The sequence below is a fragment of the Achromobacter ruhlandii genome (assembly GCF_902859695.1).
GTDB lineage: Bacteria > Pseudomonadota > Gammaproteobacteria > Burkholderiales > Burkholderiaceae_B > Achromobacter > Achromobacter ruhlandii.
Genome location: NZ_CADIJL010000009.1, coordinates 77,036 through 99,430, shown reverse-complemented (window position 1 = coordinate 99,430; position 22,395 = coordinate 77,036). Strand labels below are relative to the sequence as shown.

At 67.9% G+C, this 22,395-nt stretch carries 23 protein-coding genes; 9 read left to right on the top strand and 14 right to left on the bottom strand.

Annotated elements, in window-relative coordinates; translation table 11 throughout:
- Nucleotides 1-243: 243 nt before the first annotated feature.
- The 7 genes from HV742_RS13500 to HV742_RS13470 all read left to right on the top strand — a co-directional run bounded on the left by HV742_RS13500 (nt 244) and on the right by HV742_RS13470 (nt 6,521).
- Nucleotides 244-1,032 carry an SDR family oxidoreductase gene (locus HV742_RS13500; RefSeq protein ID WP_175145644.1) on the top strand — a complete coding sequence of 263 codons (789 nt, stop codon included), beginning with the start codon at nt 244-246 and terminating at the stop codon, nt 1,030-1,032.
- A gap of 67 nt (nt 1,033-1,099) precedes the next feature.
- Nucleotides 1,100-2,341 carry a styrene monooxygenase/indole monooxygenase family protein gene (locus HV742_RS13495; RefSeq protein ID WP_175145643.1) on the top strand — a complete coding sequence of 414 codons (1,242 nt, stop codon included), beginning with the start codon at nt 1,100-1,102 and terminating at the stop codon, nt 2,339-2,341.
- Entirely contained in the window at nt 2,341-2,841 is a 501-nt protein-coding gene (locus tag HV742_RS13490) for a flavin reductase family protein (protein WP_059269885.1), read from the top strand. The genes HV742_RS13495 and HV742_RS13490 overlap by 1 nt, the downstream gene beginning before the upstream one ends.
- 179 nt (nt 2,842-3,020) lie before the next feature.
- Entirely contained in the window at nt 3,021-4,649 is a 1,629-nt protein-coding gene (locus HV742_RS13485; RefSeq protein WP_175145641.1) for a phytoene desaturase family protein, read from the top strand.
- Nucleotides 4,646-5,539 (top strand): SphA family protein, encoded by an 894-nt coding sequence (locus HV742_RS13480; RefSeq protein ID WP_059269887.1) that lies wholly within the window; start codon nt 4,646-4,648, stop codon nt 5,537-5,539. Before HV742_RS13485 ends, HV742_RS13480 begins: the two co-directional genes overlap by 4 nt.
- Nucleotides 5,540-5,708: 169 nt before the next feature.
- Nucleotides 5,709-6,083, top strand: a complete 375-nt coding sequence (locus HV742_RS13475) for a glutaredoxin family protein (protein ID WP_175145639.1) — start codon at nt 5,709-5,711, stop codon at nt 6,081-6,083.
- 12 nt (nt 6,084-6,095) lie between these two features.
- Complete coding sequence (locus HV742_RS13470; RefSeq protein WP_175145637.1) at nt 6,096-6,521, top strand: hypothetical protein; 426 nt, start codon at nt 6,096-6,098, stop codon at nt 6,519-6,521.
- 179 nt (nt 6,522-6,700) lie between these two features.
- Here the strand turns inward: HV742_RS13470 and HV742_RS13465 are convergent, their stop codons facing one another.
- The 5 genes from HV742_RS13465 to HV742_RS13445 form a co-directional block, all read right to left on the bottom strand.
- Nucleotides 6,701-7,768 (bottom strand): AraC family transcriptional regulator, encoded by a 1,068-nt coding sequence (locus tag HV742_RS13465; RefSeq protein ID WP_049074783.1) that lies wholly within the window; start codon nt 7,766-7,768, stop codon nt 6,701-6,703.
- A 300-nt stretch (nt 7,769-8,068) separates the two neighbouring features.
- On the bottom strand, nt 8,069-9,058 hold the full coding sequence (locus tag HV742_RS13460; protein ID WP_049074780.1) for a tripartite tricarboxylate transporter substrate binding protein: 990 nt from the start codon (nt 9,056-9,058) through the stop codon (nt 8,069-8,071).
- Nucleotides 9,059-9,135: 77 nt separating this feature from the next.
- The gene (locus tag HV742_RS13455; protein ID WP_175145635.1) at nt 9,136-10,179 is read right to left on the bottom strand and encodes a hydroxyacid dehydrogenase; all 1,044 of its coding nucleotides are present in this window, start codon (nt 10,177-10,179) and stop codon (nt 9,136-9,138) included.
- Nucleotides 10,176-10,844: an RraA family protein gene (locus HV742_RS13450; protein ID WP_054416106.1), complete on the bottom strand. Its 669-nt coding sequence runs from the start codon at nt 10,842-10,844 to the stop codon at nt 10,176-10,178. Before HV742_RS13450 ends, HV742_RS13455 begins: the two co-directional genes overlap by 4 nt.
- Before the next feature lie 126 nt (nt 10,845-10,970).
- On the bottom strand, nt 10,971-11,870 hold the full coding sequence (locus HV742_RS13445; RefSeq protein ID WP_049074773.1) for a LysR family transcriptional regulator: 900 nt from the start codon (nt 11,868-11,870) through the stop codon (nt 10,971-10,973).
- Nucleotides 11,871-12,042: 172 nt separating this feature from the next.
- Here HV742_RS13445 and HV742_RS13440 point away from each other — a divergent pair, with 172 nt between their 5' ends.
- Complete coding sequence (locus tag HV742_RS13440) at nt 12,043-13,200, top strand: alpha-hydroxy acid oxidase (RefSeq protein ID WP_175145633.1); 1,158 nt, start codon at nt 12,043-12,045, stop codon at nt 13,198-13,200.
- Nucleotides 13,201-13,210: 10 nt separating this feature from the next.
- Here the strand turns inward: HV742_RS13440 and HV742_RS13435 are convergent, their stop codons facing one another.
- Both HV742_RS13435 and HV742_RS13430 read right to left on the bottom strand, forming a co-directional pair.
- Entirely contained in the window at nt 13,211-13,441 is a 231-nt protein-coding gene (locus tag HV742_RS13435) for a hypothetical protein (protein ID WP_175145631.1), read from the bottom strand.
- Nucleotides 13,442-13,470: 29 nt separating this feature from the next.
- Nucleotides 13,471-14,571, bottom strand: coding sequence for an NAD(P)-dependent alcohol dehydrogenase (locus HV742_RS13430; protein WP_175145629.1), 1,101 nt, complete (start codon nt 14,569-14,571; stop codon nt 13,471-13,473).
- Between the two features lie 154 nt (nt 14,572-14,725).
- On the opposite strand from HV742_RS13430, the gene HV742_RS13425 reads away from it, so the two are divergent.
- The gene (locus HV742_RS13425; protein ID WP_175145527.1) at nt 14,726-14,977 is read left to right on the top strand and encodes a hypothetical protein; all 252 of its coding nucleotides are present in this window, start codon (nt 14,726-14,728) and stop codon (nt 14,975-14,977) included.
- A gap of 275 nt (nt 14,978-15,252) precedes the next feature.
- Here HV742_RS13425 and HV742_RS32095 read toward each other — a convergent pair whose 3' ends face one another.
- The 7 genes from HV742_RS32095 to HV742_RS13395 all read right to left on the bottom strand — a co-directional run bounded on the left by HV742_RS32095 (nt 15,253) and on the right by HV742_RS13395 (nt 22,338).
- Nucleotides 15,253-15,498, bottom strand: coding sequence for an NAD(P)-dependent oxidoreductase (locus HV742_RS32095; protein ID WP_217482398.1), 246 nt, complete (start codon nt 15,496-15,498; stop codon nt 15,253-15,255).
- A 16-nt stretch (nt 15,499-15,514) separates the two neighbouring features.
- Nucleotides 15,515-15,886: a Rossmann-fold NAD(P)-binding domain-containing protein gene (locus HV742_RS32090; RefSeq protein WP_217482397.1), complete on the bottom strand. Its 372-nt coding sequence runs from the start codon at nt 15,884-15,886 to the stop codon at nt 15,515-15,517.
- 86 nt (nt 15,887-15,972) lie between these two features.
- The gene (aptA, locus tag HV742_RS13415; protein WP_175145627.1) at nt 15,973-17,289 is read right to left on the bottom strand and encodes an omega-aminotransferase AptA; all 1,317 of its coding nucleotides are present in this window, start codon (nt 17,287-17,289) and stop codon (nt 15,973-15,975) included.
- 34 nt (nt 17,290-17,323) lie between these two features.
- A complete protein-coding gene (locus HV742_RS13410; protein WP_175145625.1) occupies nt 17,324-18,955 on the bottom strand; it encodes an ABC transporter ATP-binding protein in 1,632 nt (543 codons plus the stop codon).
- Between the two features lie 2 nt (nt 18,956-18,957).
- Nucleotides 18,958-19,815, bottom strand: a complete 858-nt coding sequence (locus tag HV742_RS13405) for an ABC transporter permease (protein WP_175145623.1) — start codon at nt 19,813-19,815, stop codon at nt 18,958-18,960.
- Nucleotides 19,812-20,753, bottom strand: coding sequence for an ABC transporter permease (locus tag HV742_RS13400; RefSeq protein ID WP_054416094.1), 942 nt, complete (start codon nt 20,751-20,753; stop codon nt 19,812-19,814). The genes HV742_RS13405 and HV742_RS13400 overlap by 4 nt, the downstream gene beginning before the upstream one ends.
- Nucleotides 20,754-20,760: 7 nt before the next feature.
- A complete protein-coding gene (locus HV742_RS13395; RefSeq protein WP_175145621.1) occupies nt 20,761-22,338 on the bottom strand; it encodes an ABC transporter substrate-binding protein in 1,578 nt (525 codons plus the stop codon).
- Nucleotides 22,339-22,395 lie beyond the last annotated feature (57 nt).

Here is a 22,395-nt window from a genome sequence, read left to right as displayed (position 1 = left end):
GCCGGCCTACGCAGCAGAGCCAGCCTACGAAGCCCATCACCCTGACTACCCCTTCCCCAGGCGAACAAAGCAAAGCAAAAACCGGATACCCACCGCAGCCACCGGCCATCCCCCCCTGACGGCCATCACCCCCCCCGCAATACCCGCACTCCCCGGATACCCACCGCCAAATCCGGCTACCCCCCAGCAAGCGTCCAGCCGCAACATCCGCCTCACGATCTCAGCAATCCAGGAGGCAAGCAAATGAAGGGACTGGCCCACAAAACCGCCATCGTCACCGGCGGCGCCACGCTGATCGGCGCCGGCGTCGTCGCCGCGCTGCGCGCCAAGGGCGTGCGCGTCGCCATCTTCGACATCGACGCCGACGGCGCCGCCCGCGTCGCCGCCACCGACCCCGACGGCATCCGCGCCTGGCCGATCGACATCACCGACGACGCCCAGCTGGCCCGCGCCGTCGCCGAGGTCGCCGCCCACTTCGGCCGCATCGATTACCTGGTCAACCTCGCCGCCACCTACCTTGACGACGGCGCCGCCTCCGGCCGCGCCGACTGGCTGCGCGCCCTGGACATCAACGTCGTCAGCGCCGTCATGGCCGCCCGCGCCGTGCACCCGCACCTGGTGGCCGCCGGCGGCGGCGCCATCGTCAACTTCACCAGCATCTCGTCGCGCGTCGCGCAGACCGGCCGCTGGCTCTATCCGGTCTCCAAGGCCGCCTTGCTGCAGGTCACCCGCAGCCTGGCGATGGACTACGCCGGCGACCGCATCCGCGTCAATTCGGTCTCGCCCGGCTGGACCTGGTCGCGCGTGATGGACGAACTGACCCAGGGCGACCGCGCCAAGACCGACCGCGTCGCCGCCGACTTCCACCTGCTGGGCCGCGCCGGCGATCCGGCCGAAGTGGCCGAGGTGGTCGCCTTCCTGCTGTCGGACCACGCCAGCTTCGTCACCGGCGCCGACTACGCCGTCGACGGCGGCTATTCCGCCATGGGCCCCGAACAGGCCCGTCCCGCCATCCCGCGCCTGGCCGAATAAGGCCGGCCTCACCGCTCATCGGCCGCCAGGCACCCGGCGGACCCGCACACCAAACAGGAGAAGCATCATGCGTCGAATCGCGATCGTCGGAGGCGGGCAGGCCGGCCTGCCGTTGGCCCTGGGCCTGCTGGACAAGGGCTACGAGGTGACCGTGGTCACCAACCGCGCGCCCGATGACATCCGCCGCGGCAAGGTCATGTCCAGCCAGTGCATGTTCGATGCCTCGCTGCAGATCGAGCGCGACCTGGGCCTGAATCAGTGGGAAGCCGACTGTCCGCCGGTCGAAGGCATCGGCCTGGCCGTGCCGCATCCCGAGCGCCCCGGGCACAAGCTGATCGACTGGGCCGCGCGCCTGGATCGCCCGGCGCAGGCGGTGGACCAGCGCATCAAGATGCCGGCCTGGATGGAATTGTTCGCCGCCCGCGGCGGCCGCCTGCTGATCCAGGATGGCGGCGTGGCCGAACTGGAGCTGCTGGCCGCCTCGCATGACCTGGTGCTGCTTGCCGCCGGCAAGGGCGACGTGGTCAAGCTGTTCGAGCGCGACGCGGCGCGCTCGCGCTTTGACAAGCCGCAGCGCGCGCTGGCCTTGACCTACGTGCACGGCATGCGCCCGGCGCCGGTGTTCTCGCGGGTCGCCTTCAACCTGATTCCCGGCGTCGGCGAGTACTTCGTGTTTCCTGCGCTGACCCTCAGCGGCCCCTGCGAAATCATGGTGTTCGAAGGCGTGCCGGGTGGCCCGATGGACTGCTGGCGCGACATCAAGACGCCGCAGGACCATCTGGCCAGGAGCCTGGACATCCTGCGCACCTTCCTGCCCTGGGAGGCCGAGCGCTGCGCGGCCGTCGAGCTGACCGACGCCAACGGCATCCTGGCCGGCAGCTTCGCGCCCACGGTGCGCAAGCCGGTCATGACCCTGCCTTCTGGCCGCCTGGTGTTCGGCCTGGGCGACGCCGTGGTCACCAACGACCCCATCACCGGCCAGGGCTCGAACAACGCCACCAAGGCCTGCGCCATCTACCTGGAGGCGATCCTGGCGCGCGGCGACCAGCCCTTCACCGCCGACTGGATGCGGCAGACCTTCGAGCGCTTCTGGGACTACGCCAGCGCCGTGGTCGACTGGACCAACTCGATGCTGCTGCCGCCGCCGCCGCACTTGCTGCAACTGCTGCAGGCCGCCGGCGACGCGCCCGCGCTGGCCAGCGCCGTCGCCAACGGCTTCAACCATCCGCCCAACTTCTTCCCGTGGTGGACCGACGCCACCGCCTGCGAGGCCTTCATCGCCGCCAAATCCACCCGGGCGGCGGCGTGATGGCGGCCCTGGACTGGGGCAGCACCGACCTGCATCCGAAGGTCCTGCGCGGCGTGCTGGGCAGCTACCCGACCGGCGTGGCCATCGTCGCCACGCGCTGTCCGGACGGCCGCAAGGTCGGGCTCACCATCAACTCGTTCGCCTCGCTGTCGCTCGATCCGCCGCTGGTGCTGTGGAGCCTGGTGAACCGCTCGCCCAACCTGGCGGCGTTTCGCGACTGCGACCACTTCACCATCAGCGTGCTGGCCCGCGGCCAGGAGGCGCTGGCGCGGCGCTTCGCCGATCCGGCGGTGCCCGACAAGTTCGAAGGCGCCGAGCTGCACGAGGTGCCCGAGGGCGTGCCCGCCATCGCCGGCGCCGTGGCCACGCTGGTCTGCGCCAACGACCAGCAGAGTCCGGCTGGCGACCACCTGCTGCTGTTCGGCCGGGTGCTGCGCGTGGCCAGCGTGGCGGCCACGCCGCTGGTGTTTCACGCGGGACGCTTCACCGCGCTGACGTAGCGGGGCGGCGCGCCGGTCCGTGCCCGCATCGGGCAGCGCGCCGGTCGGTGGTCCGGCCGGTCCGCGCCGCTGCCGTCGGCCTGCGCGTGCCGCCGTTGCCTGGCGCGGGGCAGGTCCGCCTCGCAATGTGTCTCAGCTTCATCAACCTTCCCGGCCCGAGTGGCCGGCCGGAGCCTGTGATGGCCTTATCTTCCGCCTCCGACGCCCAGATCATCGTGGTGGGCAGCGGCATGAATTCGCTGGTGTGCGCCGCGCTGCTGGCGCAGCGCGGCAAATCGGTGCTGGTGCTGGAGCGCAACGACCGCCTCGGCGGCTGCATCCGCACCGAGGAACTATTTCCCGGTTACCGCCACGACGTGCTGTCGAGCTGGTATCCGCTGTTCGTCGGCGGTCCGGCCTACGCCGCCCTCAAGCCGGCCCTGCAGGCGGCCGGCCTGGAATTCGCCCAGTGCGATTACGCCACCGGCCTGGCGCTGCCCGACGGCAGCGGCATCGCCCTCAAGCAGGACATCGCGGACAGCGCGCGGCGCCTGGACGCGTGGGCGCCCGGCGACGGCGCCGCGTTCGGCGCCATGGCGCAACGCCTGTTCGGCGAAGACGCCGCGCTGACCTTCGGCCTGCTGGGCCAGAACCCCTATGGCGCCGGCATGCTCAAGCTGCTGTTCGGCGAGTGGCGCCGGCGCGGCCTGGACGGGCTGATGGCGTTCGCCGCCGATTCGCTGGAGAGCTTTCGCCGCTGGTCCGACCGTGAATTGCAATCCGATGCGGCGCGCGCGCTGATCGCGCCCTGGGTGCTGCACACCGGCCTGGGACCGGACGACGCCTGTTCGGCGCTGATCGGCAAGCTGACCTTCGCCGCGGTGGTGGCCGGCGGCATGCCGGTGGTCAAGGGCGGCAGCCAGGGCGTGGTGGACGCCCTGGCCAAGGTCATCGAACAGCACGGCGGCCGGCTGCGGACCGGCGCCGCCGTCGAACGCATCCTGACGCATGGCGAAGGCCGCCGCCGCCGCGCCGTCGGCGTCGTGGCCGCCGGCCGCGAGTACCGCGCCCGCGAGGCCGTGGTCTGCAACGTCACGCCCGGCCAGCTGTACGGCACGCTGCTGCCCGATGCGCCCGAGCCGGTGCGGCGCCGCGCCGCCGGCTACCGCCATGGCCGCGGCGGCATGCAGATCCATTTCGCGCTCGACGCGCCGCCCGACTGGCGCACGCCCGAACTGCGCCACGTGCCGCTGGTGCACCTGACCGAGAGCATGGAGCAGGTCTGCGCCTCGGTCACCGAGGCCAACAACGGCCTGTTGCCGGCGCGGCCGACGCTGGCTATCGGCCAGCCGGTCGCCGTCGATCCGTCGCGCGCCCCGGCCGGCGGCTGGATCCTGTGGGTGCAGATGCAGGAGCTGCCGGTGCGCGTCAAGGGCGATGCCGCCGGCCTGATCGACACGCCCGCCGACGGCCGCTGGACCGAGGCCCTGCGGGAAGCCGTCGCCGACCGCGTGCAGGCGCGGCTGGAGCCGGTCATGCCCGGCCTGGCGCAACGCATCGTCGGCCGCCGCAGCTACTCGCCGGCCGACCTGGAGGCGCTGAACTGCAACCTGGTGGGCGGCGATCCTTACGCGGGCATCTGTTCGCCCGACCAGTTCTTCTGGCTGCGCCCGTTCGCCGGCAGCCAGGGCGCGCGCGGCCACCGCACGCCGCTGCGGAACCTTTTCCACATCGGCGCCGCCACCCACCCGGGTCCCGGGCTGGGCGGCGGTTCCGGCTATCTCGTCGCACAACATCTCGCGCCCCGCGGGGGCAGGAGCGGAACATGAGCAGACACCTGACACGCCGGCTGGCTTGCGCCGCGGCATTGGCGCTGGCCGGCGGCGTGGCGCAAGCCACCGAAGGCGGCGGCCTGGGCATCTATCCGGACGGCCTGGAGAACTTCATGTCGGGCGCGCTGCCGCCGCCCGGGGTGCATATGCTGGTCTACGGCGGCGGCGCGCGCTACGACAAGCTGCGCGGCAACGACGGCGAGCGCCTGCCGGTGCCGGACTTCAAGGTCGACGTCAACGTGCTGGCCCCGCGCCTGATCTGGGTCACGCCGCAGCAGGTGCTGGGCGGCCAACTGGCCTTCCATGCCATCGCGCCGCTGCTGGACGTCACCTTCAAGGCCGGCGGCCAGCGTTACCGCAGCACCGGCCTGGGCGACATGACGCTGGGCGTGGCGCTGGGCTATCACCTGTCCGAATCGCTGCACTATGTGGTCGGCCTGGACATGTACGCGCCCACCGGCGAATACGACCGCAAGGACCCGTCCAGCCTCGGCAAGAACTACTGGACCGCCCAGCCCGTGTTCGCGCTCAGCCGCATCAGCCCGGACGGCTTCAATGCCGATCTGAAGCTGATGTACGACTTCAACTTCCGCAATTCGGCCACCGACACCCGCTCGGGCCAGGCCATCCACGCCGACTACGCGGTGGGTTGGGGCGTGGGCAAGGGCTGGGTGCTGGGCGTGGGCGGGCATGCCTTCCAGCAGGTCACCGACGACAACGGCCCCAACAGCGCCGCCGGCCGCGCCCGCGCCTTCGGCGTGGGGCCGTCGGTGCGCTACATGAACGATCGCGGCTGGCTGTTCACCGCCAAGTGGCAGCAGGAATTCCAGGTCAAGAACCGGCCGGAGGGCGCGCAGCTGTACGTCAAACTGGCCATTCCGTTCTAGGACCCGCGCCCGGCTCCATTCAGGGTAGACAGGCCCTGGGGCTACCTGCGGCGGGCCGGGCCGGCAGCGGGCCCGCCTCGGGGAAGGGGGCGGTGGCAAGGCGGGCGCCGCCCGCCCGCCGCCGCGAATGGGCTAGACTCAAGGCTCTCTTCGTTTCAAGCAGCCATCCATGATTGTCAAAGCCTTGCGTGCCGGTGTGGGTCAACTGATTATCCTGGGCGATGCGCTGACGCGCCCGCGCCCGCGGCAACGCTCGGCCCAAGGCCAGGCCGCCGTCGACCGCGAGGCGGCTGCGCTGTCGCTCTACCAGTTCCATGCCTGCCCGTTCTGCGTCAAGACGCGGCGCGCCATCCACCGCTTGAACGTGCCCGTGGCGCTGCGCGATGCCAAGGGGGACCCCCAGGCGCGCGCCGAATTGCAGGCTGGCGGCGGCAAGGTCAAGGTGCCGTGCCTGCGCATCGAGGAAGCGGGCGGCACGCGCTGGATGTACGAGTCCAGCGACATCATCGCCTACCTTGAACAACGCTACGCCAACGTGGCCTGACGCGGCGGCTCCATGACACGCCCCGCCCGCCGCCTGGCTCTCCTGACCCTGTGCGCGGCCGTGGCGCTGGCGGGCTGCGACTCGTCGCTGCCGCCGCCGCCCGCCGGGTCCAGGCTCACGGCGGAAACCCTGGCCACCCAGGAGACGCCGCCCGAACGCCAGTTCAAGGGCACCTTGGCGGGCAGGCCCATCCACCTGCTCATGCATGAATGCAAGGTCTACAAGGTGGATCCGGCGGAAGGCGACAACGTCGCCTGGACGCTGGTGCTTGAAGGCGATTTCTCCCTGTTGCCCACGCTCTGCGTGCGCCAGGAACTGACGGCGGGAAAGGGCTTCGTGCAGGCCTTCATCGGCCGCCAGGCGTTCGGCGCCGGCGGCTGCTGCACCGGCACCCCGGAATACCGCTCGACCGACGGGCTGACCTGGAAGCCGCGCTGAACGCCACGCTGAACGTCGCGCTGAACGCCACGTTGAATGCCGAACTGAATGCCGCAAGGAACGCCGTCAGCGTGAGCGGACGATCGTTTGCGATTGGCCATCCCCAGGGTTGTTTGAACGCAAGGCCTGGCCAGTCCTGACAAAGTTGCCGCTTCAGCCGTGCCGCCGCGCGTGCCGCGTCAGCCGTGCCGCCGCACGCTCTGGCTGGGGCTTTCGCCGTAACGCGCCTTGTAGCTGGCGCTGAAACGTCCCAGGTGCGCGAAACCCCAGCGCAACGCCACGCCCGCGACGTTTTGGCATTCGCCCGACAGCAGTTCGGCGCGCGCCCGCTCCATGCGCAGATCGCGCAGATAGTGCATGGGGCTGATGCCCAGGAATTCCTTGAAGCCGGCATACAGGCTGCGCACGCTGACTCCCGCGATGCGCGCCAGCTGCTCGGCGCTGACCGGCTCGTGCGCATGCGCCTGCAGATAGTCCTGCACGCAGCGCACGTGGCGCGGCAGCACCGCGCCGCGGCGGCCCGCCGGCGTGGCGCTGTAGTTGTGGGGCAGGGCGGACAACAGCGTCGCCGCCACCAGTTGTTCCATCTGGTGCACGATCAGCTTGTGCTCGGCCAGGTCGGCATGCTGCGAGGAACAGTCCAGCAGATACGCCATCAGGCAGCGCCAGGCCGGACACTCGCGCCAGCGGAACCCCAGCTGGAAGCGCAGCGGCCGATCCAGCGTACAGCCCAGGTGGCCCACCAGCGTGCGTTCCAGCAGCGAGCGGCCCACGCGCAACATGAACTGATCGTTGTCGTCGGCCCAATGCATCGCCAGGTCGTCATCCGGACTGACCACCGACGCCACGTCCGGCGTCGAATCCACCCGCTGCGGCCCGCTCTCGATCAGCGCGGCGCCCGACAGCGGCATCTGCACCAGGAAGAAGTCCTCCAGCGGCCCCGGCCGGATCTCGACGTTCGCGCCGTAGCGCAGCCGGTTCAGCGACACCTCGCCCAGCGGCTGGTGATGCATGCGCGCATTCAGGCGCTGCGTCGATCCGACCACGCCCAGGTGGTGCGGCCGCATCACGCGGCCCACCATGGCGCGCGCTTCGTCCAGGTCGCCCGAGGCGAACAGTTGCTGCGCGGGTGTCGCCAGGATGGTGTCGATGCGCCACCCCGGGGCGCCGGCCATGGCCCCGGCGGCCGCGCGCGGCCCGGCGGCTTGCCATGATGTCTCGGCATCGGACTGCGTCGTGTTCAGCATGGCCGGGATTCCTTGCTCAGGTCCTGATGTCCGGCGGGCAGCGGCCGCCGGTTCCCCTGGCGGCCACGTCCGTGGCGCGCCTTTATGATGGTCCTCATAGTAAAGCGCCGCGCCGCGGGCGGGACTGCTGGAAAACCCGTCCCGGCGGGCATGGGGCTATCCGTTTCTTGCGCTGGCTGTCCAGGGCGTGCGGGAAAACGTCCAGGGCCGGCCGCCCGTCAAGGCTTGAGGCAGCTGGACACCGATTCGGCCAGCCGGCGGGCTGGCGCGGGAACCCGCCCGCGCGCGCCCTCCAACCGCCTACTTATCCAGCCACGGCGCTTCCTTCCAGAGCGCCTGGAATTCCGCTTCGCCAGCCGCCAGTTCCTTGGCGTACTCCGGGGGCGCCAGATAACGCAACGGCGCGAACATGTCCCTGGCCTTGGCCTGGAACTCCGGATCGTCCACCGTGCGTTTCAGCGCGGCGACGAGCTTGGCGCGCACCTCGTCGGGCAAGCCCTTGGGCGCGGCCAGTCCTCGCAGCGAGGCCAGCTCGAAATCGAAGCCCTGTTCCTTGAAGGTGGGCACGTCCGGCAGCGCGGCCGAACGCGTCTTGCCCATCTGCCCCAGCATGCGCAATGGGGTGCCGCCTTTCTGGTACTGCAGCGCTTCGCCCACGTTGATGGCGCCGATCGTGATCTCGCCGCTGGCCAGCGCGCCCCGCACCTCGCCGGCGCCCTTGTAGGGGATGTGGCTGAGCTTGCTGCCGGACACGCGTTCGAAGCGCAGCATGGCCAGGTGGTCGTCGGAGCCCGTGCCGGTGGTGCCCACCGTGACCTTGCCCGGGTTCTTCTTGGCGTAGGCGGAAAGGTCGGCCAGGGTCTTGATCGGGTTGTCGTTCCGCACCGAAAACGCGCCGGGATCGTCGATCAGGTTGCCCAGCAGATCGAAGCTGCGCCAGGTGAAGCTGGTCTTGCGTTCGATGGGAATCGTCAACAGGTTCGGCGTGTTGATGAAGCCGATGGTGTAGCCGTCGGGCTGGGCCCGCGCCAGCTCCGAGAAACCAATCGCGCCGCCCGCGCCAGGGCGGTTCAGCACGACGATGCGGGCATCGCCGCCCAGGTATTTCTGCAGATAGGGCGCCATCATGCGGGCCACCAGGTCGGTGCCGCCGCCCGGCCCGTAAGACACGATCAGGTTGATAGGATGTTCGGGGTAGCCGGCCGCTTGCGCGCCGCCGCTGAACAGGGCGGCGCCCGCCAGCAAGGCTGCCAGCGCGCGCAGCGTCCCGCGTTTATTGTGTTTTTGCATGGTTTGTCTCCTTGGTATGTGGCCGGGGCCTGCCTGCATCGTGCGTTGCGATGCCGGCGATGGCTCAAGCCGTGTCGTCACGCCAGATTTGCGATGCGTTCGGCCGCCAGCGGCCAGACCTCCGGATTGACGAGTTGCGGTGGGCGTTCGCCGCGCAGCATCGCAACGAGCTGCGTGGCCGATGAGCGGGCGACGTTGCGCCGGGCTTCGTGGGTGACGCCGGCGGTGTGGAAGGTGGCGACGACGTTGGGCAGGCCCAGCAGCGGGGCGTCGCGTGCGGGCGGCTCCTGTTCCCAGACGTCCAGCCCGGCGCCGCGCAGATGCCCGGCGCGCAGGGCGTCGTGCAGCGCCGCTTCGTCGTGGATGCCGCCGCGCGCGGTCGAGAGGAACACCGCATCGCGTTTCATGGCCGCGAAGGCCTTGGCGCCGAACAGGCCGCGCGTGGAGGCGTCCAGGGGGCAATGCAGCGACACCACGTCGGACCGCGCCAGCAACTCGTCCAGAGACACCGGCTCGGCGCCGCGGTCGCGGATGGCGTCGGAGGACAGCAGCGGATCGTGCGCGATCACGCGCAGGCCGAAGCCGCGCGCAATGCGGGCGACGCTGGTGCCGATCTTGCCGATGCCGACCAGGCCGAGGACGAGGCCATGGATTTCATGGCCCATGAGGTCCTCGCGCGTGAAGCGGGCGTCGTGGCGCAGGCGTTGGTGCGATTCCACCACGCGCCGCTGCACGGCGAGCAGCAGCGCGTAGGTGTGCTCGGCCACGGATTCCGCGTTGCCGCCCGCCTGGTTGACCACGGCGATGCCCGCCGCGGTGCAGGCCGCCACGTCGATGGTGTCGTAGCCCGCGCCGCCGGACGAGACGCACACCAGGTCCGGGCATTGCGCGATCAGATCGGCATTGACGAACCATTGCCGCGGCAGCTCGTCCTTGGCCGCGGATACGTGATACGCATGGGCCGACTTCAGGCCGGCCAGCGTGCGCGCATCGTCGCCCCTAGCCGGCAGCACCGACAGCGAGACCCCGGGCGTGGCGCCGATGATCTCGTCGAACACCGGATTGAGCCAGAGGTCCAGGCGGCAGAGCCGGGCGGTCTGGGGGGAAGACGCCGCGCTCACAGCACGCCCCGCGCCTTGAGCGTGGCGTCGACCCAGGCGCGGTCCAGCGCGCCGCGCGCGATGTCCTCCAGCACGCGGGCTTCCGCCGCGGCGATCGCGCGCACGCGCTCCGCGATGGCGGGGGCCTCGTCGGGACGGATGGCCAGCAATCCGTCGGCATCGCCCACCAGCAGGTCGCCGGGCAGGACCACCATGCCGTCGATCGCGATCGGCACGTTGATGGCGCCGGGTCCATCCTTGTAGGGGCCGCGATGCGCGACCCCGCGCGCATAAACGGGAAAATCGCCGGCGCCGATCGTTTCGCTATCGCGGATGGCGCCGTCGATCACGAAGCCCGCCAGCCCGCGCCGCGCGGCCCAGCCAACCATGATCTCGCCGATGATGGCGTTGTTCATGTCGCCGCCGGCATCGACCACGATCACGTCGCCCGGCTCGGCGGAATCGATCGCCTTGTGCACCATCAGGTTGTCGCCCGGCCGCGTGCGCACGGTGTAGGCGCGGCCGAGGATGCGGCGCGAGCGATGCATCGGGCGCAGGGCCGAGGTGCCGGTCGCGCGGCTCATCGCGTCGCTGATGTTGGCCACGGCCAACGCCTGATAGGCCGCGAGCGTTTCGCGGCTGGGGCCGGCGGGGCATGCCTGCAGGGTGAATCCGAACTCCGACATGGCGCTTTGTCTCCTTGGATGTTTGTCCGGGGGGACTCTACGCCGGGCTCATGGCGGTTTAAAGCGAATAATTTGATGTCGAAAACAACGCTTTTTGGAAAGTGTTGCGTGCGGCTCGCGCCCGGGCTAGAGCATTCCGGCAGGCGCGTGAAAGTCCAGGCAGGCCTGCGCGTGCGTGCGCAGGCTCTCCAGCATGGGCCGGGTGTCGTCGCGGCGCCATTGGAAGGTATAGGCCAGGGGGCGCAAGGGCGGAAAGCGCGACAGCGGCTGCAAGTCGCCGCGCTGGATCAACACCTGGGCCCAGGCGGCGGGCAGGAAGCCCAGCCCCAGCCCTTGCCGCAGCATGGCGGCGATGCCCGGCCAGCTATTGCAGCATTGATTGCGGCCCGGCGACACGCGCTGCTCGGTCAGCCAGTCGTCGAGAATGCGGATCGCGCCCGAGCTTTGCGGCAGGGTGATGAGCGTCAGGCCCGGCAGATCGGCCGGTTCAAGCGAGGCCGCGTCGGGCACGGCCCGGGCCGATACCACCCATTCGAAATGGGCGCTGCCGATCACGCGCGAGGCGAGCGACGCTCGGGACGACGGGCCCGCGATCACGGCGAAATCGAGTTCGCCTTCCTCCAGCCCGCGCTCGACCAGTTCGCCCACGCCCACGAAAGGTTCGACCAGCAGGTTGGGGTGGGCCTGCTGGATGACGGCGATCAGCCCGGCCATCCAGGTCATGGCGGTCAGCTCGCCGGCGCCGAAGCGGCAACGGCCGGAGTAGCTGAGGTTGTTGCTGGCCTGCTGCATGAACTGGTCCGCGTTGCGCAGCAGGTCCTTGGCATGGGGCACCAGTTGCTCGCCCAGCGCGGTCAGGGTGGCGCTGCGGGCGCTGCGGCTGAACAGCGCGGCGCCGATCGAGGATTCCAGTTCGCCGATCCGCTTGGACAAAGACGACACCGAAATATTCAGGCGATTCGCGGCGATGGCAAAGTTCTTGCAGGTGGCGGCCCAGTAAAAGGCCTCGAGTTGCTTGAGCGTCATGGGAAGTGAAGGATCGGGGCGACTGCAGGGCGATTGAGGGCGAGAAAAAGTGTAATAACGAACTTCAATAAAGTCACTTTATTCAAACCTCGGGCCGGCCTATATTCGTTCGCCGTTACCCATGACCCTTGCGCGGCGGATCGTCCGCCGGGCCCCGCCAGGAACCCCTGCCATGCCAGATCCGCTGCGTCGCATGCTCAGCCTGCACGACTTCGAGGCCGCCGCCCGGCGGATCCTGCCCAAGCCCCTGTATGCCTATGTGTCGGGCGCGGTGGAAGACGGGCAGTCCGAGCGGAGCAACCGGCAGGCCTTCGGCGAATACGGGTTCCGCCCGAAGGTGCTGGTGGACGTGTCGCGCCGCCACACCCGCTGCACGATATTGGGCCGCGAATACGCGGCGCCCGTCGGCGTGGCGCCCATGGGCATTGCGGCGCTGACCAGCTATCGCGGGGACGTGGCGCTCGCCCGCGCCGCGGCCGCGGCGGGCGTGCCCTGCATCATGAGCGGTTCCTCGCTGATCCGCCTGGAAACCGTGATGGCGGTGGCGCCCGGGACCTGGTTCCAGGCCTACCTGCCCGGCGACAGCGCCCAGATCGCCGCATTGATCGACCGTGTCGCCGCCGCCGGCGTGGAAACATTGGTGCTGACGGTCGACACGCCGGTGGCCGCCAACCGCGAGAACAACGTCAGGGCCGGTTTTTCCACTCCGCTGCGGCCCAGCGCCAGCCTGGCCTGGCAGGGCATCACGCACCCGCGTTGGCTGATCGGGACCCTGCTGCGCACGCTGGCCCGCCACGGCATGCCGCACTTCGAAAACAACTACGCCGCGCGCGGCGCGCCGATCCTGTCCAGGCATGTGCTGCGCGACTTTTCCGATCGCGGGCACCTGAACTGGCAGCACGTCGCCGCCATACGCAAGACCTGGAAAGGCCAGATGGTCCTGAAGGGCATCCTGCATCCGGACGACGCGCGCACCGCGCGCGCGCACGGCATGGACGCGGTCATCGTGTCCAACCACGGCGGCCGGCAACTGGATGGCAGCCTGGCGCCCCTGCAGGCCTTGCCCGCCATCGTGGACGCCGCGGGCGCCATGGAAGTGATGCTCGATAGCGGCGTGCGGCGCGGCACGGACGTGCTGAAGGCGCTGGCGCTGGGCGCGCGCTGCGTGTTCGTCGGGCGGCCGTTCAACTATGCGGCCACGGTGGCGGGCGAGCGCGGCGTGGCCCATGCCATCGCGCTGATCACCGAAGAAATCAGGCGCGACATGGGCCTGCTCGGCATCGTCGATCTGCGGGAGGTGGACCCAGGCCTGCTGCAACGCGGCCGCTAGCCGCGCCGCCTCAAGCCATGCGCGGCCTGCGCGTTCTCACGATGGTGCCGTCCGGCAGTTGATACGTTCCATACGCGATATGGTCCACGATTTGTCCTTCCGGCAGGCAGCAGTACAGGAACGCGCCGGGCGCGTCTTCGTCGGCGCCGAGCTGCCTGCGCTGCTCGATCCGGTAAGTCCTGCCATCCGGGTCAACGGCGATCACGGCGATGGCGCGCGTCGAGCGGGAGGGGGGTTGCATGGGTCTGGCTCCGGGTTCAGGCTTGAGCTTCAGGATGGCCGGATGGCCACCTTGAGCACGTTGTCGCGCTGGTTGGCGAACAGGTCGTAGGCCTGGACGATCTGGTCCAGGCCGAAGCGATGCGTGACCATCCGCGTCAGGTCCAGGCGCCCCGACTCAAGCACATTCATCAGACGGCGCATGCGTTCCTTGCCACCGGGGCAAAGCGCCGTGTTGATGCAGTGATCCCCGAGCCCGGCCGCGAATGCCGCCAGCGGGATCGTCAGGTCGGTCGAATAGACACCCAGGCTCGACAGCGTGCCGCCCGGCTTGAGGACGCGCAGCGCGGATTCAAAGGTGCTCTGCCGGCCCAACGCTTCGATGGCGGCATCCACGCCGCGGCCCCGGGTCAGGCGCATGATCTCCGCCACCACGTCGCAGTCGTTGGGATTGAGCAGGACGTCCGCGCCCCAGTGCCTTGCCATTTCCAGGCGGTGGGGATTGGCATCCACGCCGATGATGGTCGTGGCGCCCAGCAGGCGCGCGCCGGCGGTGGCGCACAGGCCGATCGGCCCCTGGGCGAAGATGGCGACCGCATCGCCGATGCGGATGTTGGCGTTCTCGGCGCCCTTGAACCCCGTGGACATGATGTCGGGGCACATCAGCACCTGCTCGTCGGACAGCCCGTCCGGGATCGGCGCCAGGTTGGCTTGCGCATCGGGCACCAGCAGGTATTCCGCCTGCGCCCCGTCGATCTTGTTGCCGAAACGCCAGCCCGCGGTCGCCTGGTGGTCGTGGCAGCCGCAAAGACCGGCGCCGTGCAGGTAGCTGCCGTCCTGCGACGGCGCGCCGTCCTGGGCGGCATAGGAGTTGAAATTGGGGCAGATGGCCCCGGCGATGACGCGTTGGCCTTCGACATAGCCGCGCACTGCGCTGCCGAGTTTCTCGATCACGCCCACCGGTTCATGGCCGATGGTCAGGCCGGACGCCACCGGATACTCGCCCTTGAGGATATGGACGTCGGTGCCGCAGAGGGTGGTGGTGGTGATACGCATCAGGGCGTCGTTCGGGCCTACCTGGGGGATGGGCTTTTCCCGGATCTCGATCCGGCCCGGCGCGACGAACACGGTCGCCTTCATCGTGGTGGTCATGGCGGTCTCTCTGGCATGTCGAATACCCTGTTTAACGCGGCTGGCGGGACGCCTCTTGATTCATGTCAAGAAAGGACGCGGGCTTGTCTTGCTCTTATGTATGGGTTTTTTTGCATTATGCATGCCATAAAAGCCGTACAATTCAGCATCGTGTATGGGATTGGCGGTAAGATTCGACTGGCTCGGCAAAGAGCATGGTGCTCGCTCTGACCACTCCCAACTGAAGCTGCTGAAGCAGCGTTTTGAGGAAATAATGAATTTCTGGGTCCCTGTCATCTTCGGTACGTTCAAGATCCTCGTGTTGGGAACGGGCATGTTCCTCGCCATCAAGTCCCATTACGACGGGGCCAAAAAGGACAAGGAGAAGCTGGCGAAGGAGAAAGAGAAGGAGATGAAGGCAACGTAGGAGAGACCTCGCCGCGCTTGCGAGGTTTCCCATTCCAACCGGTGCGCCTGCGCTCTGCCGGTTCGGTCTCGCGTTCGATCTGGCGGTGCCGGGGCGATGGCCGGCATCCAGCGCGGTGCAGGCGTTGGGGCCGTCGCGCGGCGTCACCCGTGAAGGGGCGCTTCACGGAAAGCGGTTCGGCCAAGCGACGGGTCGCGATGGGTCGAACCGGTCGGTCGTCGAGGACTGCCATGGGCCGCCGCCCGACCTGTCCGTCGGTGCAAATAGATAGGGCGTCAGGAGCGATCGATGGGATTTGGCACGGTCCGGCCTGCGTGGAACGCCTCCAGATTGGCAAGCACCATGTTTTCCTGGGCCTCTCGGGCGCTGGTGGATGCGAAGGCGATGTGGGGCGAGAGGATCAGGTTGGGGGCGTGAAGCAGCGGGTCAGGCACGTTTGGTTCATCCTCGAAAACATCGAGCGCGGCCCCGGCTATCGTTCCCCGTTCCAGCGCTTCGGCAAGCGCCTCGGAGTCAATCAAGGAGCCCCGCGCCACGTTAATAACGTGCCCGCCCGGACCAAGAGGCCAGCGCCAATCCCATGGCGAAGTCCGCCACGCTGGAGGCATTGGCGCCAGGGCTGTGTGTGACGGCCAGTCGGCGCTGGGCCGCGGCCTCCAGGTCGATGCCTTCGAATCCGGTGCCGAAGAAAGAAACGATGCCAAGTTTGGGAAGCGCCTCGATCAACGCAAGATCCGTCTTCAGACCGCCTTTCGTTACGAGGGCGCTCACGTCGGCCGCGCCTTCCGGCAAAGCCTCAGGGCTGGAATATGGAAGAGGCCCCAGCACGTTGTAGTGCTTACCTAGCAGGGTCTTAAAGCGTTCAGAGAAATCGCAGGCGAGCAGGACGGTGGGTTTGGATGAAGGCATGATTCTCGTACGAAAGTGTTGCGTTCGCCTATCGTAGAACGATTCGGCGCGTGGCCCCATGTTCTTCGCATCAGCCGCCGGCCCGGTCAGATGCCGTCAACAAGAAGCGCTCGTCGCAAGCATTCAAAAATCTGTTCGACCTGGGCAGGGCTGATGATCAGCGGCGGCGAAATGACGATCATGTCGCCGGACGCTCGCACCAGTACGCCCTGCTCAAAGCAATGGCGGGCGACATCCGCGCCCCGCATGCCGGCCGCGCCGGCGCGCGGCGCGAGGTCGACGGCGCACAGCAGGCCGATGCTGCGCACATCGTTCACATGCGGCAGACCTTCGAGCGCCAGCGCTTGCGACTGCCAATGGGAGCTGATCTCCCGCACCCGGGCGTTGATCTCCAGGTCCTGGTGCAGACGCAGCGTCGCCAGGCCGGCCGCGCACGCCAGCGGGTGGGCGGAATAGGTGTAGCCATGCATCAGCTCCACCACCTGCGGCGGTCCGGCCATGAACGCTTCGTAGACGGCGCCGCCGACGATGACACCGCCCATGGGCACCGCGCCGTTGGTCAGGCCTTTGGCCACGGTCATCAAGTCTGGGGTAACGCCAAACACCTGCGAGGCGAAGTTGCCGCCCACGCGCCCAAAGCCGGTGATCACTTCGTCAAAGATCAACAGCACGCCATGTTGCGTGCACAGCTCGCGCAAGCGTTGCAGGTAGCCGACCGGGGGCGGATACACGCCGCCGGAACCGGTGACCGGCTCGACAATGACGGCGGCCACCGTACCGGGGTCCTGGATGTCCAGCAACTGCGCCAGCGCTTCCGCATAGCTGGCGCCGTGATCCGGTTGTCCGGCGCTAAAGCGCATGCTGGCGTCATACGGCAGCGGCAAATGGCTGACCTCGCCCAGCAGCGGCCCGAAGTCGCGCTTCTGGCGCCCGATGCCCGAGACGGACAAGCCGCCAAATCCCATGCCGTGATAGCCCTTGGCCCGGCCGATGAACTTGGTGCGGCGGCTGTCGCCACGAGCCTGATGATAGGCGCGCGCAATTTTCAAGGCGGTGTCGACGGCCTCGGAGCCGGAGTTGGTGAAGAACACTCTGGTCATGCCCTCGGGCGCCAGGGCAATCAAGGCATCCGACATGGCCTGCGCGCCCGGATGACTCATCTTGAACGAGGAAACGAAGTCCAGGCGCGCGGCGGCCTCTTGAATGGCTTGCACAATGCTCGCCTGGCCGTGGCCGGCGTTGACGCACCACAGGCCGGCCATGGCGTCCAGAATCTGGCGGCCGTCGGGCGTGCGGTAGTACATGCCTTCGGCGCTGTCGAACATCATGGGCTGTTGGTGAAACTGCCGCATCGGGGTGAAAGGCGCCCAGAAGGCATTGGAAACGGAACTGGCGTCGGTCATGGAATCTCCTTGATGGGTTGAGCCGGCGGCCGGCTCAGGCTTGGGCCGGGCGGATGCGATAGCCCCCGTTGGCCAGCTTTTGCAGCGGGCTGGCCGCGGCCAGCAATTTGCGGGTGTAGGGGTGTTGCGGCGTGTCGAACAAGGCGTCGCGGGCGGCGATTTCGACAATTTCGCCCTGGCTCATCACCGCCACGCGATGCGCGATGCGTTCGACCGCGGCCAGATCGTGCGAGATGAACAGGCAGGCAAAGCCGTATTGCTTCTGCAGACGCTCGAACAGATCCAGAATCTGCTTCTGGATGGTCATGTCCAATGCCGATATCGGCTCATCGGCAATGACCATCTTCGGCCGGCGCACCAGGGCGCGGCCGATGGCCACACGCTGACGCTGGCCGCCAGACAGTTGATGTGGGAAGCGGTCCCGGAACGACGGATTCAGGCCGACGTCGTTCAGCGTTTCCGCCACGCGCGCGCGGCGCTGCGCGTCGTTCAAGTCATCGCAATGCCGCAGGGGTTCGGCCAGGATCTGCCCGATCCGCATGCGCGGGTCCAGCGAGGAATACGGATCCTGAAAGATCATCTGGCATTGCAGGCGGGCGCGGCGGTTGACGGACTTGAGCAGGTCCACGCCTTCGAACCTGATGCTCCCGGCGCGGGGTTTGACCAATCCGGCCACCGCGCGCCCCAGCGTCGTCTTGCCGGAACCGCTGCCTCCGACAAGCGCAAGCGTTTCACCTGGCGCGATGCTCAGGTCCACGCCGCGCACCACGCGATAGGCGGCGCCGCGCTGCCAGAAGCTGCGCGGACCGGGGTACTCGACGCATACGTCTTTGACCTCGACCAGCGGTGCGCTGGCATGGGGCAAGGGCGGCAGGACACCGCGGCGGGGCAGTGCCTCCAGCAACTGACGGGTGTATTCGGCTTGCGGGTTCAGCAGGATCGAGGCCGTGGGTCCCTGTTCGACCGCCTGCCCATTTCGCATGACCACAACCTTGTGGGCATAGCGCGCCACCAGCGAAAGGTCATGGCTGATGAACAGCACGGCCGTGCCTTGTTCACGCGTGAGCTCCAGCATCAGTTCGATGACATCCAGCTGGGCCAGGCAGTCAAGCGCCGTGGTGGGCTCATCCGCGATCAGCAACGCCGGACGCAGCAGCATGACGGACGCCAGCATGATGCGCTGGCGCATGCCGCCCGAGAACTCATGCGGATAAGCGGTCAGGCAGCGTACCGGGTCCTTGATGCCGATGCGCTCCAGCATGGTGAGACAACGCTGGCGGATCTCGGCCGCGCCGAGCCGCGTATGCAGCTTGAGCGCTTCGCTCATTTGACGGCCGATGGTCAGTGCCGGGTTGAGCGACACCATGGGTTCCTGGAAAACCATGCCGATCTCGGCCCCGCGAACCCGGCGCAAGGCGCGGGCATTGCGCGTGTCCAGCGTCCGGCCCTTGAAGCCGATGCTGCCGTCCGCCATCTGCATGGGGGCGGGCAACAGGCCGATGACGGCGCGCGCTGCCATGGTTTTGCCGCTGCCCGACTCTCCCACCAGCGCCAGGATTTCGCCGGGCGCCAGCTCGAAACTGACATCGTTCACGGCCAGCGGGCCATCCACGCCGGCACGAATCTTCAGGTGCTTCACAGACAACAGGGATGCGTTCTCGGTCATGTTCATTTCCTCATGCGCGGATCAAGGCGATCACGCAGGGCATCGCCAAACAGATTGATACCCAGCAGGGCCATGCTGATCAGCACACCGGGAAACACGCCCAGCCATGCGGCCGACGCAATGTAGGGACGGCTGGCTGCCAGCATGCTGCCCCAGGTGGCCGCGGGCGGCGGTACGCCCAGTCCGAGAAAGCTCAGTGCGCTTTCGGACAGCAAGGCCCAGCCGAACATGCTGGTGGCCAGCACGCACACGGGCGCGAGGCAGTTGGGAACGATGTGGCGGAACATCGTGTATAGCTCGGAATTGCCAATGACCCGGGACGCCTCGATGAATTCGCGCTCACGCAGCGACAGCACGCTGCCGCGAACCACCCGCACCACCGACGGCGTGTAGGCCATGCCCAACGCCAGGACGATGCTGTACTGGCTGGCGCCCAGCACCGCCATAATGCCCAGGGCCAGCAAAATGCCGGGAAAGGCCAGCAGGGCGTCGTTGAACATCATCAGGATGCGGTCGGTCCAGCCGCGCAGGTAGCCGGCCAGCATACCGATCAGGGTGCCGCATCCCAAGGCCACCGCCACGGACAGGAGGCTGATCCACAGGCTGGTCGATGCGCCGATGATCAGCCGGCTCAGGACGTCGCGGCCGAACTCGTCCGTGCCCAGCCAGTGCCGCGCGCCGGGCGCCTGCAGCCGAAGGCTCAGATCGAGCTTGAGCGGGTCGTACGGCGTCCACACCAGGCCCAGCAGCGCCAGCGCGACCAACCCCAGCAGAAGGCCGCCGCCAATCAAGGCATTGAGCGCGGGCATGCCGCGGCGCCGCACGGGGGCGGCCGGCAAGGAGATGACGTCGCCATTCATAGTTTCACCCTGGGATCAAAGACCGGATACAGCAGGTCAACGATCAAATTCACCACCACATAGATGCTGGTGATCAACAAAAGACACCCCTGCAGGACCGGATAGTCACGGGCAAAGATCGAATCCACCATGAGCCGGCCGATGCCGGGCAGGGTGAATACGGTTTCCAACACCGCAATGCCGCCCAGCAGATTGCCCAGGATCAGGCCCACGAGCGTCCAGGTCGGCGCAAAGGCGTTGCGCAAGGCATGGCCCCACAGCACCGCTGATTCCGACAGGCCCTTGGCGCGGGCGTGGGCGATGTATTCCAGCCGCAAGACCTCGATCGTGCTGGCGCGGGCCATGCGGGCGATGGAGCCGAACTCCACGAGCGTCAGCGTCACCACCGGCAGGACCAGATAGCTCAGGCCGCGCAACGGATCCGCGCTGACGCTGACGTAGCCGACGATGGGCAGCCACCCCAGCGTCATGCCGAAGCAGTACAGCAGCAGCAAGCCCAGCCAGAAGGCGGGAATTGACAGCAGCAGGGTGGCGCCGGCGACCAGGCCCAGATCCATCAGGCTGTTCTGCTTCCAGGCGGCGTAAAGGCCCACGGGAACGGCCAGCAGCACTGCCAGTCCCACCGAGATCAGCACGATGACGGCGCTGACGCTGAAGCGCTCGACCAGCAGGCCCAGCACCGGCTGGCTGCTACTGATCGACAAGCCGAAGTCGCCGCCCAGCACCGCCCGTATCCAGATCAGGTACTGGGTCACGAATGAGTGATCCAGTCCCAGGGCCTTGCGCATGTCGGCAAGGCTTTGCGCGTCCGCCATATCCCCCAGCATCAGCAGGGCGGGGTCGCCCGGGATGAAGCGGATCAGGCCGAAAACCATGATCGAGATCAGCAGCAGGGTGGGCAGCGCCATGCCCAGGCGCTGAATGAAGAATCGCAACATGACGGGCCTATTTCGTGGTCGCCGCCAAAGACACGCCCCACAGGCGCGGCTTGGAGATCGGCCAGGTTCGATAGCCCTGGACGCCATCACGGAAGGCGCCGATGGCGGTCCCGTTGTAGATGATGACCATGGGCACGTCCTTGATCAGCATGTCGTGCAACCGATCGAATAGCGCCTGGCGCCTGGCGGGTTCGGCTTCGCGCATGGCCTGGCGCAGGATATCGATGGCGTCACCGTTGTCCCAGACCTTGCGCGCCTCCCTGGACTTGTCACCCAGTATCTGCTCGAAACTCAAGGCCGGGTCGAAGCGGGGAGAATACGAGAACGCCATCATCTGATAGTTGCCGCTCTGGTAACGTTCAAGCTGCGTGCCCCACTCCAGCGTCTCCATCTGGATGTTGATGCCCACGGCCGCCAGCATGGCCTGACTCAGAATGCCCATATCGAACATCTGCGGGTAGCGCTTGTTCACAATCATCTTGATCGGCTGACCGCGATAGCCGGCCGCGCTCAGCAAGGCGCGGGCCTCGGCCAGATCGGTGCGGTAGCCCTTGGCCGTCGCCGCGTCATAGTAGGTGCTGCTGCTGGGCACGGCCGAATTGTTGACCTTGGACAGTCCGCTGGACAGCGTGGCGACCATCTGGCCGTAGTCCAGCGACAGCGCAATGGCGCGGCGGATACGCGCATCCTTGAGCAAAGGGTCGCGGGTCTGGAACAGCAGGCCGTTGATGGACATTGCCGGGCTGACCTGGATGGTCAGGCCCTTGGCCTGCTTCAAGTCGGCCGCGTCGGTCGCCGTCACGTCGGGCAGCAGATCGATGCCGCGCGCCATCAGCGCGGCCTTGGCCGTCGCATTGTCGGGGATCACGACAAAGCGCACCTGGTCCACCAGCGCGGCTTTGTTGCCGGTATACCCGTCAGGCTTTGCCTCGGCACGCGGCGCATAGTCAGCAAAGCGTTGCAGCTCCACATATTGCCCGCGTTGCCATTGCCCCAGCTTGAACGGCCCGGTTCCCACCGGCGAGCGCCACGCGCCTTCCGGCGTCAGCGAATCCGGATGCAGAATGCCCGTGCCCCCGCAATCGGTTCTGGCCATCGTCGCCAGAAACAAGGCGTTGGGCTGTTCCAGGGTGAACACCACGGTCATCGGGTCCGGGCTGCTGATGTCCTGCACCTTGAGCAAACCGCGGCCATCGAAGTCGCCCAGGCAGCGCCATTGTGTCTTGGGATCGAGGTAACGGCGCCAGGTCCACAAGACTTCGGCGGCGGTCAGCGGCGCCCCGTTATGAAACCGCACGCCCTCGCGCAGTTTGAAGCGGTAGCTGCGTCCATCATCAGAAACCGTGATCGAGTCGGCCAGCAACGGCCCCACGGTCGCGTCTTCGCGGTAGGCCACCAGGCCTTCCACCATATGCATGACGACGGCGTCGGTGTTCTCGTCCCGGTTGACGCCGGGGTCGGTGCCGCGGATATCGCCGCTGATGCCGACCTGAATCCGTGATGGCTCGGCGGCGTGACTTCCGGCCGTTGCCAGCGTCAACGCCAGCGCGGCGTACCCCAGGGCGGCCTTTACACTGTTGCGCATGAAGTAATCCTCCTTCAATGGGTGGGCGGCGCGGCCACGACCTGGCCGTGCCGCTCG

What these genes read in the sequence shown, in the direction of transcription:
- HV742_RS13500 (WP_175145644.1), top strand. Translation starts at nt 244, where the DNA reads ATGAAGGGACTGGCCCACAAAACCGCCATCGTCACCGGCGGCGCCACG.
- HV742_RS13495 (WP_175145643.1), top strand. Translation starts at nt 1,100, where the DNA reads ATGCGTCGAATCGCGATCGTCGGAGGCGGGCAGGCCGGCCTGCCGTTG.
- HV742_RS13490 (WP_059269885.1), top strand. Translation starts at nt 2,341, where the DNA reads ATGGCGGCCCTGGACTGGGGCAGCACCGACCTGCATCCGAAGGTCCTG.
- HV742_RS13485 (WP_175145641.1), top strand. Translation starts at nt 3,021, where the DNA reads ATGGCCTTATCTTCCGCCTCCGACGCCCAGATCATCGTGGTGGGCAGC.
- HV742_RS13480 (WP_059269887.1), top strand. Translation starts at nt 4,646, where the DNA reads ATGAGCAGACACCTGACACGCCGGCTGGCTTGCGCCGCGGCATTGGCG.
- HV742_RS13475 (WP_175145639.1), top strand. Translation starts at nt 5,709, where the DNA reads ATGATTGTCAAAGCCTTGCGTGCCGGTGTGGGTCAACTGATTATCCTG.
- HV742_RS13470 (WP_175145637.1), top strand. Translation starts at nt 6,096, where the DNA reads ATGACACGCCCCGCCCGCCGCCTGGCTCTCCTGACCCTGTGCGCGGCC.
- HV742_RS13465 (WP_049074783.1), bottom strand. Translation starts at nt 7,768, where the DNA reads ATGCTGAACACGACGCAGTCCGATGCCGAGACATCATGGCAAGCCGCC.
- HV742_RS13460 (WP_049074780.1), bottom strand. Translation starts at nt 9,058, where the DNA reads ATGCAAAAACACAATAAACGCGGGACGCTGCGCGCGCTGGCAGCCTTG.
- HV742_RS13450 (WP_054416106.1), bottom strand. Translation starts at nt 10,844, where the DNA reads ATGTCGGAGTTCGGATTCACCCTGCAGGCATGCCCCGCCGGCCCCAGC.
- HV742_RS13445 (WP_049074773.1), bottom strand. Translation starts at nt 11,870, where the DNA reads ATGACGCTCAAGCAACTCGAGGCCTTTTACTGGGCCGCCACCTGCAAG.
- HV742_RS13440 (WP_175145633.1), top strand. Translation starts at nt 12,043, where the DNA reads ATGCCAGATCCGCTGCGTCGCATGCTCAGCCTGCACGACTTCGAGGCC.
- HV742_RS13435 (WP_175145631.1), bottom strand. Translation starts at nt 13,441, where the DNA reads ATGCAACCCCCCTCCCGCTCGACGCGCGCCATCGCCGTGATCGCCGTT.
- HV742_RS13430 (WP_175145629.1), bottom strand. Translation starts at nt 14,571, where the DNA reads ATGACCACCACGATGAAGGCGACCGTGTTCGTCGCGCCGGGCCGGATC.
- HV742_RS13425 (WP_175145527.1), top strand. Translation starts at nt 14,726, where the DNA reads ATGGGATTGGCGGTAAGATTCGACTGGCTCGGCAAAGAGCATGGTGCT.
- HV742_RS32090 (WP_217482397.1), bottom strand. Translation starts at nt 15,886, where the DNA reads ATGCCTTCATCCAAACCCACCGTCCTGCTCGCCTGCGATTTCTCTGAA.
- aptA (WP_175145627.1), bottom strand. Translation starts at nt 17,289, where the DNA reads ATGACCGACGCCAGTTCCGTTTCCAATGCCTTCTGGGCGCCTTTCACC.
- HV742_RS13410 (WP_175145625.1), bottom strand. Translation starts at nt 18,955, where the DNA reads ATGACCGAGAACGCATCCCTGTTGTCTGTGAAGCACCTGAAGATTCGT.
- HV742_RS13405 (WP_175145623.1), bottom strand. Translation starts at nt 19,815, where the DNA reads ATGAATGGCGACGTCATCTCCTTGCCGGCCGCCCCCGTGCGGCGCCGC.
- HV742_RS13400 (WP_054416094.1), bottom strand. Translation starts at nt 20,753, where the DNA reads ATGTTGCGATTCTTCATTCAGCGCCTGGGCATGGCGCTGCCCACCCTG.
- HV742_RS13395 (WP_175145621.1), bottom strand. Translation starts at nt 22,338, where the DNA reads ATGCGCAACAGTGTAAAGGCCGCCCTGGGGTACGCCGCGCTGGCGTTG.